Source organism: Lelliottia sp. CFBP8978 (assembly GCF_034046055.2).
In the GTDB taxonomy this organism is placed as follows: domain Bacteria; phylum Pseudomonadota; class Gammaproteobacteria; order Enterobacterales; family Enterobacteriaceae; genus Enterobacter.
In genome coordinates, this window is sequence record NZ_CM188253.1 from 3,866,771 (window position 1) to 3,883,740 (window position 16,970).

The 16,970-nt window shown below is 51.8% G+C and carries 13 protein-coding genes and 2 tRNA genes; 1 reads left to right on the forward strand and 14 read right to left on the reverse strand.

Annotation, left to right across the window (positions count from 1 at the left end; all coding sequences use genetic code 11):
- Positions 1 to 50 precede the first annotated feature (50 nt).
- From nlpI to SOM82_RS18155, 9 genes are all read right to left on the reverse strand, one after another.
- A complete protein-coding gene (nlpI, locus tag SOM82_RS18115; protein ID WP_154126401.1) occupies positions 51 to 935 on the reverse strand; it encodes a lipoprotein NlpI in 885 nt (294 codons plus the stop codon).
- Between the two features lie 108 nt (positions 936 to 1,043).
- Positions 1,044 to 3,176 carry a polyribonucleotide nucleotidyltransferase gene (pnp, locus tag SOM82_RS18120; RefSeq protein ID WP_154126402.1) on the reverse strand — a complete coding sequence of 711 codons (2,133 nt, stop codon included), beginning with the start codon at positions 3,174 to 3,176 and terminating at the stop codon, positions 1,044 to 1,046.
- A gap of 242 nt (positions 3,177 to 3,418) precedes the next feature.
- Complete coding sequence (gene rpsO / locus SOM82_RS18125) at positions 3,419 to 3,688, reverse strand: 30S ribosomal protein S15 (RefSeq protein ID WP_003861789.1); 270 nt, start codon at positions 3,686 to 3,688, stop codon at positions 3,419 to 3,421.
- A gap of 150 nt (positions 3,689 to 3,838) precedes the next feature.
- On the reverse strand, positions 3,839 to 4,783 hold the full coding sequence (gene truB, locus SOM82_RS18130; protein ID WP_154126403.1) for a tRNA pseudouridine(55) synthase TruB: 945 nt from the start codon (positions 4,781 to 4,783) through the stop codon (positions 3,839 to 3,841).
- Positions 4,783 to 5,184 (reverse strand): 30S ribosome-binding factor RbfA, encoded by a 402-nt coding sequence (gene rbfA, locus SOM82_RS18135; RefSeq protein WP_154126404.1) that lies wholly within the window; start codon positions 5,182 to 5,184, stop codon positions 4,783 to 4,785. Before rbfA ends, truB begins: the two co-directional genes overlap by 1 nt.
- 104 nt (positions 5,185 to 5,288) lie before the next feature.
- A complete protein-coding gene (infB, locus tag SOM82_RS18140; protein WP_154126405.1) occupies positions 5,289 to 7,982 on the reverse strand; it encodes a translation initiation factor IF-2 in 2,694 nt (897 codons plus the stop codon).
- Positions 7,983 to 8,006: 24 nt separating this feature from the next.
- Positions 8,007 to 9,494 carry a transcription termination factor NusA gene (gene nusA / locus SOM82_RS18145; RefSeq protein ID WP_320460904.1) on the reverse strand — a complete coding sequence of 496 codons (1,488 nt, stop codon included), beginning with the start codon at positions 9,492 to 9,494 and terminating at the stop codon, positions 8,007 to 8,009.
- 28 nt (positions 9,495 to 9,522) lie between these two features.
- Positions 9,523 to 9,975 carry a ribosome maturation factor RimP gene (rimP, locus tag SOM82_RS18150; protein ID WP_154126407.1) on the reverse strand — a complete coding sequence of 151 codons (453 nt, stop codon included), beginning with the start codon at positions 9,973 to 9,975 and terminating at the stop codon, positions 9,523 to 9,525.
- A gap of 207 nt (positions 9,976 to 10,182) precedes the next feature.
- Positions 10,183 to 10,259 (reverse strand) — tRNA-Met (locus SOM82_RS18155).
- Between the two features lie 341 nt (positions 10,260 to 10,600).
- On the opposite strand from SOM82_RS18155, the gene argG reads away from it, so the two are divergent.
- Positions 10,601 to 11,947 carry an argininosuccinate synthase gene (argG, locus tag SOM82_RS18160; protein WP_154126408.1) on the forward strand — a complete coding sequence of 449 codons (1,347 nt, stop codon included), beginning with the start codon at positions 10,601 to 10,603 and terminating at the stop codon, positions 11,945 to 11,947.
- A gap of 124 nt (positions 11,948 to 12,071) precedes the next feature.
- On the opposite strand, the gene SOM82_RS18165 is transcribed toward argG, so the two are convergent.
- The 5 genes from SOM82_RS18165 to ftsH form a co-directional block, all read right to left on the reverse strand.
- Positions 12,072 to 12,158 (reverse strand) — tRNA-Leu (locus tag SOM82_RS18165).
- A 9-nt stretch (positions 12,159 to 12,167) separates the two neighbouring features.
- The gene (gene secG / locus SOM82_RS18170; RefSeq protein WP_095283558.1) at positions 12,168 to 12,500 is read right to left on the reverse strand and encodes a preprotein translocase subunit SecG; all 333 of its coding nucleotides are present in this window, start codon (positions 12,498 to 12,500) and stop codon (positions 12,168 to 12,170) included.
- Between the two features lie 224 nt (positions 12,501 to 12,724).
- Positions 12,725 to 14,062: a phosphoglucosamine mutase gene (gene glmM, locus SOM82_RS18175; RefSeq protein ID WP_154126409.1), complete on the reverse strand. Its 1,338-nt coding sequence runs from the start codon at positions 14,060 to 14,062 to the stop codon at positions 12,725 to 12,727.
- Positions 14,055 to 14,903, reverse strand: coding sequence for a dihydropteroate synthase (folP, locus tag SOM82_RS18180; RefSeq protein ID WP_320460905.1), 849 nt, complete (start codon positions 14,901 to 14,903; stop codon positions 14,055 to 14,057). Before folP ends, glmM begins: the two co-directional genes overlap by 8 nt.
- A 96-nt stretch (positions 14,904 to 14,999) precedes the next feature.
- The gene (ftsH, locus tag SOM82_RS18185) at positions 15,000 to 16,934 is read right to left on the reverse strand and encodes an ATP-dependent zinc metalloprotease FtsH (RefSeq protein WP_154126411.1); all 1,935 of its coding nucleotides are present in this window, start codon (positions 16,932 to 16,934) and stop codon (positions 15,000 to 15,002) included.
- Positions 16,935 to 16,970: the final 36 nt, after the last annotated feature.

Consider the following 16,970-nt stretch of genomic DNA (forward strand, 5'->3'; position numbering starts at 1 on the left):
TAAGGTGATGGCAATCAAAAAATGATTACGGGCTGAAGTGGTGACGTCAGCTATTGCTGGTCCGATTCTGCCAGGTCGTCTTGCTCCTGGCCCAAGAGCGATAATTCCAACAATGCATAACGGTGCTCAACGAAGTTGTGTACGTTGTTAGCGACCGCTAATTTGAACAGTGCCGTAGCGCTGTCCTTATCCCCCAGACTTAGGTAGTACTTACCTAAATAGAAGTTGGTTTCACTGAGATGCTCAGCGAGCGAGGTGTTATCCGTTGCGTCCGCCTTGAGGCGCTCCATCAGCGTTGCTTCGCTAATGTTCCCCAGGTAGAACTCGACAATGTTCCATCCCCACTGTTCCTTGTCCGATTTATCGAAACGTTGCTTTAACGCTTCTTTTGCCTGCTTCTCATTGAGCTTCTGCTCAACGATGTAAAGCCACAGGGTGCGGAAAGGATCATTAGGATCGTCTTGATAAAACGCCAGCAGATCATCTTGCGCTAACTTGTCACGACCGCCGTAATACAATGCGATACCGCGATTCAAGTGCGCGTAGTTGTAAGTTGGATCAAGCTCAAGTACAGAATCAAACGCTTCATAGGCAGCATCAAAATTGCCTGCCTGCGTTAAATATATACCTAAGTAATTGAATACTTCAGGCATATCAGGTCGGATTGCCAACGCTTGTGAAAAATCATTTCGCGCTAGTGCCCTCAGACCGAGACTATCATACAACACTCCGCGCTCATATAAAAGCTGTGCGCGTTCATCATCGGTTAAAGCCCGACTGGCAAGAATTTGTTCCATGCGTGCCAGAATCACTTCTTGCTGCAAAGTCGGTTGCAATGGCACTGCGAGGACTTCGCTCTTACGCCAGGCAGAGTTGCTGCATCCTGCCAGCGTTAAAGCTGTCGCAACGAAACACCAGCGCAAAAAAGGCTTCATTTCCCACTCCCGAAGACAACTATTGGATGAACGTCCTGTCCCCCGGCTGCTAACAAGGCGTCCTGCCTGATAATACGCCCTCCGCCGAAGCGGAGGGCAAATGCAACCTTACTCGCCTTGTTCTGCGGCCGGTGCTTCCGGCGCGGCAGCTGGAGACTGCTCGGTTGCTTCTTTAATGCTCAGACGGATACGGCCCTGGCGGTCAACTTCCAGAACTTTAACCGGGACTTCCTGGTTCATCTGCAGGTAGTCGGTTACTTTCTCAACGCGCTTGTCAGCGATCTGAGAAATGTGAACCAGACCTTCTTTACCGCCACCGATGGCAACGAACGCGCCAAAGTCAACGATACGGGTCACTTTACCAGCGTAGATACGGCCCACTTCGATTTCTGCAGTGATCTCTTCGATACGACGGATTGCGAATTTCGCTTTTTCACCGTCGGTCGCTGCGATCTTCACAGTACCGTCATCTTCGATTTCAATGGTGGTGCCGGTTTCTTCGGTCAGAGCGCGGATAACAGAACCGCCTTTACCGATCACGTCTTTGATCTTGTCCGGGCTGATCTTAATGGTATGGATACGCGGTGCGAACTGAGAAATGTCGCCGCGCGGCGCGTTAATCGCCTGCTCCATCACACCCAGGATGTGCAGACGCGCACCTTTAGCCTGGTTCAGTGCAACCTGCATGATCTCTTTGGTGATACCTTCAATTTTGATATCCATCTGCAGCGCAGAGATACCTTCGCGAGAACCCGCGACTTTGAAGTCCATATCGCCCAGGTGATCTTCGTCGCCCAGAATGTCAGACAGAACAACAAAGTTGTCGCCTTCTTTCACCAGACCCATTGCGATACCCGCAACAGCGGCTTTGATTGGCACACCTGCATCCATCAGCGCCAGAGATGCGCCACACACGGAAGCCATAGAAGAAGAACCGTTGGATTCGGTGATTTCAGAAACCACACGAACGGTGTACGGGAATTTATCAGCTTCTGGCATAACAGCCAGTACGCCGCGCTTCGCCAGACGACCGTGACCAATTTCACGACGCTTCGGCGAGCCAACCATACCGGTTTCACCTACGGAGTACGGAGGGAAGTTATAGTGGAACAGGAAGCTGTCGGTGCGCTCGCCCATCAGTTCGTCGATGTTCTGTGCATCACGTGCCGTACCCAGAGTGGCTGTGACCAGCGCCTGAGTTTCACCACGAGTGAACAGTGCGGAACCGTGAGTACGTGGCAGAACGCCAGTACGCACATCCAGACCACGGATCATGTCTTTTTCGCGGCCATCGATACGCGGTTCGCCAGCCAGAACGCGGCTACGTACAGCATTTTTCTCAATGGCGTGCAGGATTTCGCTCAGTTCGTTAGCATCCAGAGACTCGTCTTCTGCAACCAGAGTCGCGATGGCTTCAGATTTAATGACGTCAATCTGAGCATAACGCTCTTGTTTGTCAGTGATGCGGTATGCATCGCTCAGACGCGCTTCAGCCAGTGCAGCAACGCGCGCATTCAGCGCTTCATTAACGGCTTCTGGCTGCCAGTCCCAACGTGGTTTACCGGCTTCTTTAACCAGGTCGTTGATGTTCTGGATAACAATCTGCTGCTGCTCGTGGCCAAATACCACTGCGCCCAGCATCTGGTCTTCGCTCAGCAGTTCTGCTTCGGATTCAACCATCAGTACTGCTGCTTCGGTACCTGCAACAACCAGGTCCAGCTTACTTTCTTTCAGCTCGTCCTGAGTTGGGTTCAGTACGTACTGGTCGTTGATGTAACCAACGCGAGCAGAACCGATAGGGCCATTGAATGGAATACCTGACAGGGAAAGTGCAGCGGATGCACCGATCATTGCGACGATGTCCGGGTTAACCTGTGGGTTAACGGAAACAACGGTGGCAATAACCTGAACTTCGTTAACGAAGCCTTCCGGGAACAGCGGACGAACCGGGCGGTCAATCAGACGCGCGATCAGGGTTTCGCCTTCGCTTGGACGACCTTCACGACGGAAGAAGCCACCCGGGATTTTACCAGCAGCGTAAGTACGCTCCTGATAGTTAACGGTCAGAGGGAAAAAGTCCTGACCTGGTTTTGCTTTTTTCTGGCCAACAACGGTCACGAATACAGCGGTGTCATCCATGCTTACCATAACGGCAGCAGTAGCCTGACGTGCCATCATGCCGGTTTCCAGTGTGACGGTATGCTGGCCATACTGGAATTTACGAACGATCGGATTCAGCAAAATTCTGTCCTTTCTTAAATGTTTGACAGCACACCCTCGGCGTGCTGTCGATTTAACCCGACCTTCTTCGCATCCTCGCGACTAATGACAACCGACACCCCCATGGGTGAAGCCTCTCATTAGCCGCGCGAACCTCTGCAATGAAGATCATTTATAGCAACAATACAATAGTTTCCAGTGAATTGCTGCCGTCTGGTTGAAAAAAGGGGCCATCAGGCCCCTTTTTCTGAAACTCGCAAGACTTAGCGACGCAGACCCAGACGCTCGATCAGCGCGGTGTAGCGTGCAACATCTTTACGCTTCAGGTAGTCGAGCAGTTTACGACGCTGAGAAACCATACGCAGCAGACCACGACGGCTGTGGTGATCTTTTTTGTGCTCTGCAAAGTGACCCTGCAGGTGGTTAATCTGTGCAGTCAGCAGGGCAACCTGAACTTCGGTAGAACCGCTGTCGTTAGTACCACGACCGAACTCGGAAACGATTTTAGCTTTAGCTTCAACGCTTAGAGACATGATGAACTCCAAAAAATAAAGAATGAAAGGGTGCCGATCTCTAATTCAGCAACCCCAGTTTACGCCTCACCGATTGTTAAACAATTTGCCAGGCGTTAAGCGGCGATATTCTACCCGTCTCCCCTGCTTATCGCAAGGCAAGTAGATCTCTTAAACCGGATATTCAACAACCAGACGACGCGGAGCCACGCGGCCTTCGTCGTCTATTTCGCCCATGCCAATGAACTTATTTTCATCGCCTTCGGTCACACGAACCAAACCCGTATGGGGGGTTTCAGTGGTGCGCACCGGGTTACCATTTTTAAAGTAAACGGACGAGGTGAGCGGCAAATTGACGATCGGAAAATCGGCCGCAGGGCTGTCCATCGGCATCAGCAACGGATCAAGTAGATCTGCGGGTGAAATCCCCTGCTCTTCCGCCTGGTCAACCAGCGCGCGAAGATGTTCCAGCGTCACCATGCGTTCAACCGGATACTTACTGACCGCCAGACGACGCAGGTAAATCACATGCGCACCGCAGCCCAGCTTTTCACCCAGGTCATCAATAATGGTACGAATGTACGTACCTTTTGAGCAGTGAACTTCCAGCTCCAGCTCGTCACCTTCGTGGCGAATGAACAGTAGTTCGTAGACCGTAATTGGGCGCGCTTCACGCGGAACGTCGATTCCCTGACGCGCATACTCATACAGTTTTTTACCCTGATATTTCAGCGCTGAATACATTGATGGCACTTGCAGGGTCTCACCGCGGAAACTTTCAAGAGCGGCGCTGAGCTGTTCGGCACTAAACGTTACCGGACGTTCCTCTACCACCTGGCCATCCGCATCGGAGGTATCCGTACGCTGGCCCAGTTTTGCGATAACGCGATAGCGTTTGTCGGAATCGAGCAGATACTGCGAAAACTTTGTCGCTTCGCCCAGACAAACCGGCAGCATACCTGTCGCCAGCGGGTCCAGCGCGCCGGTATGCCCGGCACGATTGGCGTTATAAATACGCTTCACTTTTTGCAGCACGTCGTTACTGGATGCACCTTGTGGCTTATCCAGTAACAACACACCGTGCACATCGCGACCGCGACGACGAGGACGACTCATCAGTCCTCCTTTTCGTCGTCCGGGTTCACACGACGTTCGTCGTCATGCTTCACCACGCTGGTAACAAGGTTAGACATACGCATACCTTCTACCAGTGAGTTGTCATAGAAGAAAGTCAGCTCAGGTACGATGCGTAAACGCATTGCTTTACCCAGCAGGGAGCGGATAAAACCAGAGGCTTCCTGCAACGCTTTAATGCCGTTTTTCACTGCGGCTTCGTCTTTATCGTTCAGGAAAGTGACGAACACTTTGGCGTACGCCAGGTCACGGGACATTTCGACACCCGAAACAGTGGTCATCATGCCCACGCGTGGGTCTTTGATTTCGCGCTGCAGGATGAGTGCGATTTCTTTCTGCATCTCCTGGGCCACGCGCTGTGGGCGACCAAATTCTTTCGCCATAATAAATTCTCCAGACAAAAAAGGGGCCATAAGCCCCTTTTGATATTTCATGCCGGGTGGCGCTTCGCTTACCCGGCTTACAATTTTCTTAATCCTTTAAGGGATTAAGCAATGCTACGCTGGATTTCGATAATTTCGAAGACTTCGATCATATCGCCAACGCGAACATCGTTGTAGTTCTTAACGCCGATACCACATTCCATGCCGTTACGGACTTCGTTAACGTCATCTTTGAAGCGGCGCAGGGATTCCAGCTCGCCTTCGTAGATAACCACGTTGTCACGCAGAACGCGGATTGGGTTGTGACGTTTGATGGTACCTTCGGTAACCATACAGCCCGCGATCGCACCAAATTTCGGTGATTTGAACACGTCACGCACTTCAGCCAGACCGATGATCTGCTGTTTCAGTTCTGGAGACAGCATACCGCTCATCGCCGCTTTCACTTCGTCAATCAGATGATAGATGACGGAGTAGTAGCGCAGGTCCAGGCTTTCAGCGTCGATAACTTTACGCGCAGAGGCATCAGCACGAACGTTGAAGCCAACCAGAATAGCGTTGGAAGCCGCAGCCAGGGTGGCGTCGGTTTCGGTGATACCACCTACGCCAGAACCGATGATCTTCACTTTCACTTCGTCGGTAGACAGTTTCAGTAAAGAATCGGAAATCGCTTCCACAGAACCCTGAACGTCCGCTTTCAGTACGACGTTCACTTCGTGAACTTCGCCTTCAGTCATGTTAGCGAACATGTTCTCGAGTTTAGATTTCTGCTGACGAGCCAGTTTAACTTCGCGGAATTTGCCCTGACGATACAGTGCAACTTCACGCGCTTTCTTCTCGTCACGAACAACGGTCACTTCGTCACCCGCAGCAGGAACACCGGACAGACCCAGGATTTCCACAGGAATTGACGGACCTGCTTCCAGAACTTCCTGACCCAGTTCGTTACGCATTGCACGAACACGACCGTATTCGAAGCCACACAGAACGATATCGCCTTTATTCAGCGTACCTTCACGTACCAGTACGGTAGCAACCGGACCACGACCTTTATCCAGGAAGGATTCGATCACCGCACCGCTCGCCATACCTTTGCGAACCGCTTTCAGCTCCAGAACTTCAGCCTGCAGCAGGATAGCGTTCAGCAGGTCATCAATACCGGTACCCGCTTTTGCAGATACTGGGATGAACTGAGATTCGCCGCCCCACTCTTCCGGCATTACGCCGTACTGAGACAGTTCGTTTTTAACGCGATCCATGTCAGCTTCTGGCTTATCGATCTTGTTCACCGCAACAACTACCGGCACCTGCGCCGCTTTCGCGTGCTGGATTGCTTCGATAGTCTGTGGCATCACGCCATCGTCTGCTGCGACAACCAGAACAACGATATCCGTTGCCTGAGCACCACGAGCACGCATAGAGGTAAACGCGGCGTGACCCGGGGTATCCAGGAAGGTGATCATACCGTTGTCAGTTTCAACGTGGTAAGCACCGATGTGCTGGGTAATGCCGCCCGCTTCGCCTGAAGCCACTTTCGTTGAACGAATGTAGTCCAGCAGAGAAGTTTTACCGTGGTCAACGTGACCCATGATGGTCACAACCGGTGCGCGGGACTCTGCCGCAGCGCCAGTATCACGGTCGCTCATTACCGCTTCTTCCAGCTCGTTTTCACGACGCAGGATAACTTTGTGGCCCATCTCTTCAGCAACCAGCTGCGCGGTTTCCTGATCGATAACCTGGTTAATGGTTGCCATTGCGCCCAGTTTCATCATCGCTTTGATGACCTGAGAACCTTTGACAGCCATTTTGTTTGCCAGGTCGCCAACGGTGATGGTTTCGCCAATCACAACGTCGCGGTTAACTGCCTGAGCGGGTTTCTGGAAGCCCTGCTGTAAAGAAGAACCTTTACGCTTGCCACCTTTACCACCGCGAACAGCGGCGCGCGCTTCTTCACGGTCAGCTTTTGATTCAGAGTGCTTGTTGCCCTTCTTCTGAGGACGAGCAGCTTTGGTCGTGCGAGTACGGCCACGGCCGCCTTCAACTTCACGATCGTTCTCGTCTTCTGCCTGGCGAGCATGTTGAGAAGTGGTGACGTGATAATCAGTCTTATCCTCTTCACCTTTCTCTTTTTCTTGCTCAGCCCAAACACCGGCATTTTCTTCCGCCATACGACGGGCTTCTTCAGCTACGCGACGCGCATCTTCTTCAAGCTTGCGACGGGCTTCTTCTTCCGCTTTACGCTTCAGATCCGCTGCTTCATTTTCACGACGGGCTTTTTCTGCCTGGGCGGTTTTGGTCATTTCGTCAGTCTGTTGATTGCTCACTTTGTCTTTTTCCGCAGCTTCACGCTTCGCTTTGTCACTGGCGTCGCGCTTCGCTTTTTCTGCGGCCTCACGTTCAGCTTTTAATACTGCCTCACGCTTGGCTGTTTCTTCCGCCTCACGATGGGCTTGCTCTTCCGCTTCACGCTGCGCCTGCTCTTCCGCTGCAAGGCGCTCGGCCTCTTGCGGATCACGTTTTACAAAGGTGCGTGTCTTGCGGACTTCGATTTGTACCGATTTACTTTTTCCACCGGTACCAGGAACATTTAACGTGCTGCGCGTTTTACGCTGCAACGTCAGTTTGTCAGGCGTTGAACCGTGTTCACGGTTCAGGTGCGCTAACAACGTTTGTTTTTCTTGCGCGGTCACTGAATCATCAGCACCCTTTGGGATCCCTGCATCAGCAAATTGCTGTACCAGGCGGTCCACGGGGGTCTGAATTTCAGCAGCCAGCGATTTTACAGTTACATCAGTCATGCTGTTCCTTCCTGCTACAGTTTATTACGCTTCGTCGCCGAACCAGCAAATATTACGTGCGGCCATGATGAGTTCGCCGGCTTTCTCGTCGGTTAAACCTTCGATATCAGCCAGGTCATCAACGCCTTGCTCAGCGAGATCTTCCAGCGTACAAACACCACGGGCAGCCAGCTTGAACGCAATCGCACGATCAAGACCTTCCAGATTCAGCAGGTCATCAGCCGGCTTGTTATCACCAAGGCTTTCTTCCTGAGCCAGCGCCAGGGTGGTCAGTGCGTTTTTAGCGCGTTCACGCAGGGCTTCAACGGTTGCTTCATCCAGGCCGTCAATTTCCAGCAGTTCTTTAATTGGCACGTAGGCCAGTTCTTCCAGTGAAGAGAAACCTTCTTCGACCAGGACAGTAGCGAAATCTTCGTCAATATCCAGGTACTTCGTGAAGTTAGCGATCGCTGCATGCGCTTCAGCCTGATGCTTAGCCTGCAGATCATCAACCGTCATCACGTTAAGATCCCAGCCGCTCAGCTGAGAAGCCAGACGCACGTTCTGACCGTTACGGCCGATAGCTTGTGCAAGGTTACCTGCTTCAACCGCGATATCCATGGTGTGCTTGTCTTCATCAACAACGATAGAAGACACATCAGCCGGCGCCATTGCGTTGATCACAAACTGGGCCGGGTTGTCATCCCACAGGACGATATCAATACGTTCGCCACCGAGTTCAGTGGATACCGCCTGAACACGTGCGCCACGCATACCTACGCAAGCGCCAACCGGATCGATTCGCTTGTCGTTGGTTTTTACCGCGATCTTGGCGCGAGAACCCGGATCGCGGGCCGCTGCTTTGATCTCGATAACTTCTTCACCGATTTCTGGCACCTCAATGCGGAACAGTTCGATCAGCATTTCTGGCTTAGAGCGGGTGACGAACAGTTGCGCACCACGCGCTTCCGGACGCACAGCGTACAGAACGCCACGGATACGGTCGCCTGGGCGGAAGTTTTCACGCGGCAGCATGTCTTCGCGCAGGATAACAGCTTCAGCGTTGCTACCCAGATCCAGAGAGATGTTGTCGCGGTTAACTTTCTTCACCACACCGGTGATAATTTCGCCTTCGTGCTCGCGGAACTGATCAACTACCATCGCGCGCTCAGCTTCACGTACTTTCTGTACGATAACCTGCTTCGCTGTTTGGGTAGTGATACGGTCAAAGGTGACAGATTCGATCTGATCTTCAACATATTCGCCGACATTAAAGCTTTCGTCTTCAAAACGAGCCGCTTCCAGCGTAATTTCTTTGGTCGGTAGGGTCACTTCTTCAACGATTACCCAACGGCGGAAGGTATCGAAGTCACCACTTTTACGATCGATTTCTACGCGAACATCGATCTCTTGTTCGTATTTTTTCTTGGTTGCCGTAGCCAGTGCACTTTCCAGCGCTTCGAAAATTTTCTCACGCGGCAGTGATTTCTCGTTAGAGACGGCTTCAACAACAGCCAAAATTTCTTTGTTCATCGCGGGCTTTTCACCTCAATCCAGACTGTTAAAAGTGGGGAACCAGGTTCGCCTTCTGGATATTACTCAGCGCGAACACTTCATCTTTGCCTTCGACTGTTACTGTGATCATCTCACCATCAACGGCCTTAATAATGCCCTGCCACTTACGGCGATTTTGTACAGCCATACGCAGAACAACAGTCACTTCTTCACCGATATAACGCGTGTAATGTTCAGCAGTGAACATCGGACGATGGAGGCCAGGCGAGGAAACTTCCAGGTTATAGGCGACAGTAATAGGATCTTCAACATCAAGAACCGCACTCACCTGGTGGCTGACATCAGCACAATCATCAACATTGATGCCATCTTCACTATCAATATAGATGCGCAGCGTGGATGTACGGCTGCGAATAAATTCGATGCCGACCAGTTCGTAGCCCAGTGCTTCGACCGGTGCTTTAATCATCTCTGTTAATTTTTGCTCTAATGTGGACAAGCCCACCCCCAAGACATAAAAAAAGGGCCTAAAGCCCAGTTATTCTGTAGTCAGATAACAAAAAACCCCGATAAATCGGGGCTTTAGATAACTGAACCCTATAGCCGCAACTGCGGCCTGGAGCACTTTCTGAAAGAATTTTTTCAAATCCAGCTACGAAGGCTCTGAGTCTTCACAGTATATTTGAAAAAGAACTTTATAGGAAAGTGGTTGCGGGGGCCGGATTTGAACCGACGACCTTCGGGTTATGAGCCCGACGAGCTACCAGGCTGCTCCACCCCGCGCCTGAAACGTGGCAAATTTTACTCGTTTTGGGTAAAAAATGCAAATAATGCTGGGATTTGGTACCGAGGACGGGACGTAAAATCTGTGCTTATTATATTGTTTAGAGGGATGGGCTGTCAACTCTGGTTTCCATGCGCTACGCTGAATAGCGTTGAATAAACTCATGACTTTACAGGCGTGTCTCGCAACAGGCAGCAGCAAAGGAAATTTTACAAAAAATGCACGAATCTCTTCCGGTCATCGTCAAAAGATGATTAAATGAAAACTCACTTATTTTGCATAAACATGCAATGAGAGCGAAAGCGGTCTCTAATCAGTCAATCAAGCAGGGTTTTATTTTATGACGACGATTCTCAAGCATCTTCCGGTAGGACAACGTATAGGCATCGCTTTTTCTGGTGGCCTGGATACTAGCGCTGCACTGCTGTGGATGCGCCAAAAGGGAGCGGTTCCTTATGCTTATACTGCGAACCTGGGCCAGCCGGATGAGGAAGATTATGATGCGATCCCTCGTCGTGCCATGGAATATGGCGCAGAGAACGCACGTCTGATTGACTGCCGTAAGCAACTGGTTGCTGAAGGTATCGCGGCGATTCAATGTGGTGCATTCCATAACACCACCGGCGGCCTGACTTATTTCAACACCACGCCTCTGGGTCGTGCGGTCACTGGTACGATGCTAGTTGCCGCCATGAAAGACGACGGCGTAAATATCTGGGGCGATGGCAGCACCTATAAAGGCAACGATATCGAGCGCTTCTATCGCTATGGCCTGCTGACGAACGCCGAACTGCAGATTTACAAACCATGGCTCGATACTGACTTTATCGATGAGCTGGGTGGCCGTCAGGAAATGTCCGAGTTTATGGTCGCTTCCGGTTTTGACTATAAGATGTCCGCCGAGAAAGCTTACTCAACCGACTCCAACATGTTGGGCGCAACGCATGAAGCGAAAGATCTCGAGTTCCTGAACTCCAGCGTGAAGATCGTCAACCCGATCATGGGCGTTAAGTTCTGGGATGAGAATGTCAAAATTCAGGCGGAAGAAGTGACTGTGCGCTTTGAGCGCGGCCACCCTGTTGCCCTGAACGGTCAAACCTTTGCAAATGACGTCGAACTGATGCTTGAAGCTAACCGTATCGGTGGCCGCCACGGTTTGGGCATGAGCGATCAGATTGAAAACCGTATCATCGAAGCGAAGAGCCGCGGCATCTATGAAGCCCCAGGGATGGCGCTGCTGCATATTGCTTACGAGCGTTTGCTGACGGGTATTCACAACGAAGATACCATCGAACAGTATCATTCTCACGGTCGTCAGTTGGGTAAATTGCTGTACCAGGGTCGCTGGTTTGATCCGCAGGCGCTGATGCTGCGTGATGCTCTGCAACGTTGGGTTGCAAGCGCTATTACCGGCGAAGTGACACTTGAACTGCGTCGTGGCAACGATTACTCCATCCTGAACACGGTGTCTGACAACCTGACCTACAAAGCAGAGCGTCTGACCATGGAGAAAGGCGACTCCGTATTCTCCCCTGATGACCGTATTGGTCAGTTGACCATGCGTAATCTGGATATCACAGATACGCGCGAGAAACTGGTTAACTATATCGAGACCGGTTTACTGTCTGCCTCTTCAGGAAATGGTTTACCGCAGGTCGAGAACCTGGAACACAGCGATAAGAAGTGATTGATACGCTGAACAATAAAGGCGCCTGAGGGCGCCTTTTTTATTTGCCGGTTGGCATCGGGTAAAATCTCCCGAACGACAAACGAAAAAAAAGACGTCTTTCGACGTCTTTTTTCTGGAATATTGGTACCGAGGATGGGACTCGAACCCACAAGCCCGTTAGGGCACTACCACCTCAAGGTAGCGTGTCTACCAATTCCACCACCTCGGTACTGAATACTTAGTGCGGGATATCGCTGGTCGGCTTAGCCGGTTCAGCTGGCTGAGTCTGCTCAGTTTTAGACGGAGCACTCAGATTGTCCCACTCGCTTCCTTTGCTGGTCTTGTTGCTATTGATATTGCCAAGCGCCAGGCTGATGATGAAGAACAGCGTAGCCAGAATCGCCGTTGTACGGGTCATGAAGTTCGCAGAACCACTTGAGCCAAACAGCGTACCGGAAGCGCCTGCTCCGAAGGAGGCTCCCATATCAGCGCCTTTACCTTGCTGCAGCATAATCAGCGCTACGAGAGCGATGGCTACAATAAGGAAAACAACTAAAAGAGCTTCGTACATAATCAACCTGTTCCTTGCGGATTTGCCGCATACCAATGCTTCGACCAATTTAGCAGGATTTGTGTTTCCCACTGAAGCGGGTGTGAATACTAACCAAAGCGAATGACCTTCGCAAGGGCAATTTCAGCGCATTGTATCAACTGCGGAAAAAAACAGCAAAAGTGCGCTTGTCGACCAAAGTTAAGGCGGCAAATGCCGCCTTTTTAAACACTTATCGCTTTACGTTAAGCAGCTTTAACCGCATCGGCAATTCGATGAGCAAAGTCAGTGACCTGCGTTTCGTCTTCACCTTCCACCATGACGCGAATTAACGGTTCAGTCCCGGATTTACGCAGCAGCACGCGACCACGATTGCCCAGCGCAGCTTCGACTTCGGCCATAACCGTTTTCACGTTCTCATTTTCCAGCGGATCGCCTTTACCCGCGGTGAAGCGAACATTCACCAGAATCTGCGGGAACATTTTCATTCCGCTACAGAGATCGTGCAGGCTCATATGATTACGAACCATCGCCGCAACCACCTGAAGGCTGGCCACGATACCGTCACCGGTCGTAGTTTTGTCGAGCAGGATCACGTGACCGGAATTCTCAGCACCAATACGCCAGCCTTTTTCCTGCAACTTCTCCAGAACGTAGCGATCGCCCACTTTGGCACGCGTAAATGGAATTCCCAGCTGTTTCAATGCCAGCTCAAGACCCATATTACTCATCAATGTGCCGACTGCACCGCCGCGAAGTTGTCCCTGACGCAGGCCTTCGCGGGCGATGATATAGAGGATCTGATCGCCATCGACCTTATTGCCTTCGTGATCAACCATGATGACGCGGTCGCCATCACCGTCAAACGCAATCCCAAGGTCTGCTTTTTCTGCCAGCACGCGCGCCTGCAGCGCGCGCACGTCAGTGGCGCCCACTTCTTCGTTAATGTTGACGCCGTCTGGCTCACAGCCGATAGCAATCACTTTAGCGCCGAGTTCACGGAACACGTTTGGAGCAATGTGGTAGGTCGCGCCATTGGCACAATCGACCACGATTTTGAGGTGGCTGAGGCTCAGCTCATTCGGGAATGTGCCTTTGCAGAATTCGATATAACGGCCCGCAGCATCCACAATACGGCTGGCTTTGCCCAGCTCCGAAGAGTCAACACAGGTCAGCTCTTTTTCCATTTCGGCTTCAATCGCTTCTTCGACTTCATCCGGCAGTTTGGTGCCATCAATAGAGAAGAATTTGATGCCGTTATCGTAGAACGGGTTATGCGAGGCAGAAATGACGATACCGGCCTCTGCGCGGAAAGTCCGCGTCAGATACGCCACCGCAGGCGTTGGCATTGGACCAGTAAAGGAAGCCGAGAGCCCGGCTGCCGACAGACCCGCTTCTAAAGCGGACTCCAGCATATAGCCCGAAATACGGGTATCTTTACCGATGATAATTTTACGTGAACCATGGCGTGCTAAAACCTTACCTGCCGCCCAACCAAGCTTAAGCACAAATTCAGGAGTAATAGGCGCATCACCCACGCGTCCACGGATACCATCAGTGCCAAAATACTTACGATTACTCATAGCGTTTGTTTTCCTTCGCTGACAATGTGGCTTCAACCACACGCATAGCTTCTACAGTCTCTTTGACGTCATGGACGCGAATGATGTGTGCTCCTTGCATAGCTGCAATCACCGCGCAGGCAAGGCTGCCGCTCAGACGCTCGGCAGGGCCTACATTCAGCAATTGCCCTATCATTGATTTTCTCGACATTCCGACCAGCAACGGCAGGCCAAAGTGATGAAACTCTGATAAGTGCGCAAGCAGCTCATAGTTATGGGAGAGATTTTTACCGAAACCGAACCCCGGGTCGAGCAGCAATTTCTCTTTTGCGATACCAGCACGTTCGCAGCGTTCGATTTGCTCAATAAAGTAACGATTTACGTCAGCGAAGACATCAGAATACTTTGGCGCTTCCTGCATCGTTTTTGGTTGCCCCTGCATGTGCATAAGACAGACCGGCAAACCGGTTTCAGCGGCGGCTTCGAGTGCCCCAGGCTCGCTGAGAGAGCGAATGTCATTAATGATGTGAGCGCCTACTCTCGCAGACTCACGAATGACCTCCGGCTTAGACGTGTCGACAGATATCCACACTTCAAAACGCTGGGCAATGGCTTCGACAACAGGGATAACGCGCGCTAACTCTTCATCCACACTCACGTCTGCCGCGCCGGGGCGCGTCGATTCGCCACCGATATCAATAATCGTTGCGCCTGCATTGATCATCAAGTTGGCATGCTTGACCGCTTCAATCAGCGTGTTATGCGTGCCGCCGTCGGAGAAGGAGTCAGGGGTAACGTTCAGGATGCCCATCACATGCGGATGTGAGAGATCGAGAGTCGAGTCCTGGGCGAAAAGTTTCATAGCTAAATCCCTGGTATTTTCATTTAAGCAGATAAGAAAAACCCCGGAGCAAGCTCCAGGGTTTCAGGTGAAGATAAATACATTTCCAGCGGTGACTTATTTGTCGCCCAACTGCTCTGACATGGTATTGCCCGGATTTGGCGTACGCGGTTCATCGACCGGACGCGGTGCACGCGGGGTGCCATTGTTGTCAGAATTGTTGGAAGCACCTGGATCTTCCCAACCGGCTGGCGGACGTACTTCACGGCGCGCCATCAGGTCATCAATCTGCGGAGCATCGATCGTCTCATATTTCATGAGCGCATCTTTCATCGAGTGCAGAATATCCAGGTTTTCGTTCAGGATTTCACGTGCGCGACCATAGTTACGTTCAACCAGCGCTTTCACTTCCTGATCGATGATACGTGCCGTTTCATCGGACATATGCTTCGCTTTCGCCACAGAGCGGCCCAGGAAGACTTCGCCTTCTTCTTCCGCGTACAGCAGCGGACCCAGTTTGTCGGAGAAGCCCCATTGCGTCACCATGTTACGCGCCAGGTTTGTCGCCACTTTAATATCGTTCGACGCACCGGTAGAAACATGTTCTACGCCGTAGATAATCTCTTCAGCAAGACGACCGCCGTACAGCGTTGAAATCTGGCTTTCCAGTTTCTGACGGCTGGCGCTGATAGCATCACCTTCCGGCAGGAAGAACGTAACGCCCAGCGCACGACCACGCGGAATAATCGTGACTTTATGCACCGGATCGTGTTCAGGAACCAGGCGACCAATAATGGCGTGGCCTGCTTCGTGATATGCCGTGGACTCTTTCTGCGCTTCTGTCATCACCATGGAGCGACGTTCCGCACCCATCATGATTTTATCTTTCGCTTTTTCGAATTCCACCATTGAAACCACGCGCTTATTACCGCGAGCAGCAAACAATGCAGCTTCGTTGACCAGGTTTGCCAGGTCCGCACCGGAGAAGCCCGGCGTACCACGCGCAATGATTGCTGCATCAATATCTGGAGACAGCGGCACACGACGCATGTGGACTTTAAGAATCTGTTCACGACCACGCACATCCGGCAGACCGACCACAACCTGACGGTCGAAACGGCCTGGACGCAGCAGCGCTGGGTCAAGTACATCAGGACGGTTAGTCGCCGCGATAACGATAATACCTTCGTTACCTTCGAAGCCGTCCATCTCAACCAGCATCTGGTTCAGAGTCTGTTCACGTTCATCGTGACCGCCGCCCAGACCCGCGCCACGCTGGCGGCCTACGGCGTCGATTTCATCGATGAAGATAATGCACGGAGCTGCCTTCTTGGCCTGCTCGAACATGTCGCGCACACGAGATGCACCGACACCCACGAACATTTCAACGAAGTCAGAACCTGAAATGGTAAAGAACGGTACTTTCGCTTCACCCGCGATGGCTTTCGCCAGCAGGGTTTTACCGGTACCTGGAGGCCCCACCATCAGAACGCCTTTCGGGATCTTACCACCCAGTTTCTGGAAGCGGCTCGGCTCACGCAGGTATTCAACCAGTTCGGCCACTTCTTCTTTTGCTTCGTCGCAACCTGCAACGTCGGCAAAAGTGGTTTTGATCTGATCTTCCGTCAGCATGCGCGCTTTGCTCTTACCGAACGACATGGCACCTTTGCCACCGCCGCCCTGCATTTGGCGCATAAAGAAGATCCAGACGCCGATAAGCAGCAGCATCGGGAACCAGGAAATGAAGATAGAAGCCAGCAGGCTTGGCTCTTCCGGCGGCTCACCTACCACCTTGACGTTTTTAGTCAGAAGGTTATCAAGCAGCTTAGGATCGTTCACCGGGATGTAAGTCGTGTAACGGTTACTATCTTTCTTGGTAACGTTGATCTCACGTCCGTTGATACGCGCTTCGCGAACCTGGTCCTGATTGACCTCTTGCAGGAAGGTAGAATAATCCACCTTGCGGCCATTTGACTCGCTGGGCCCAAAGCTCTGGAACACTGACATCAGCACAACGGCAATGACCAGCCAGAGTATTAGGTTTTTCGCCATGTCACTCAAGGGATTAACCTCATATTACAACTGTGT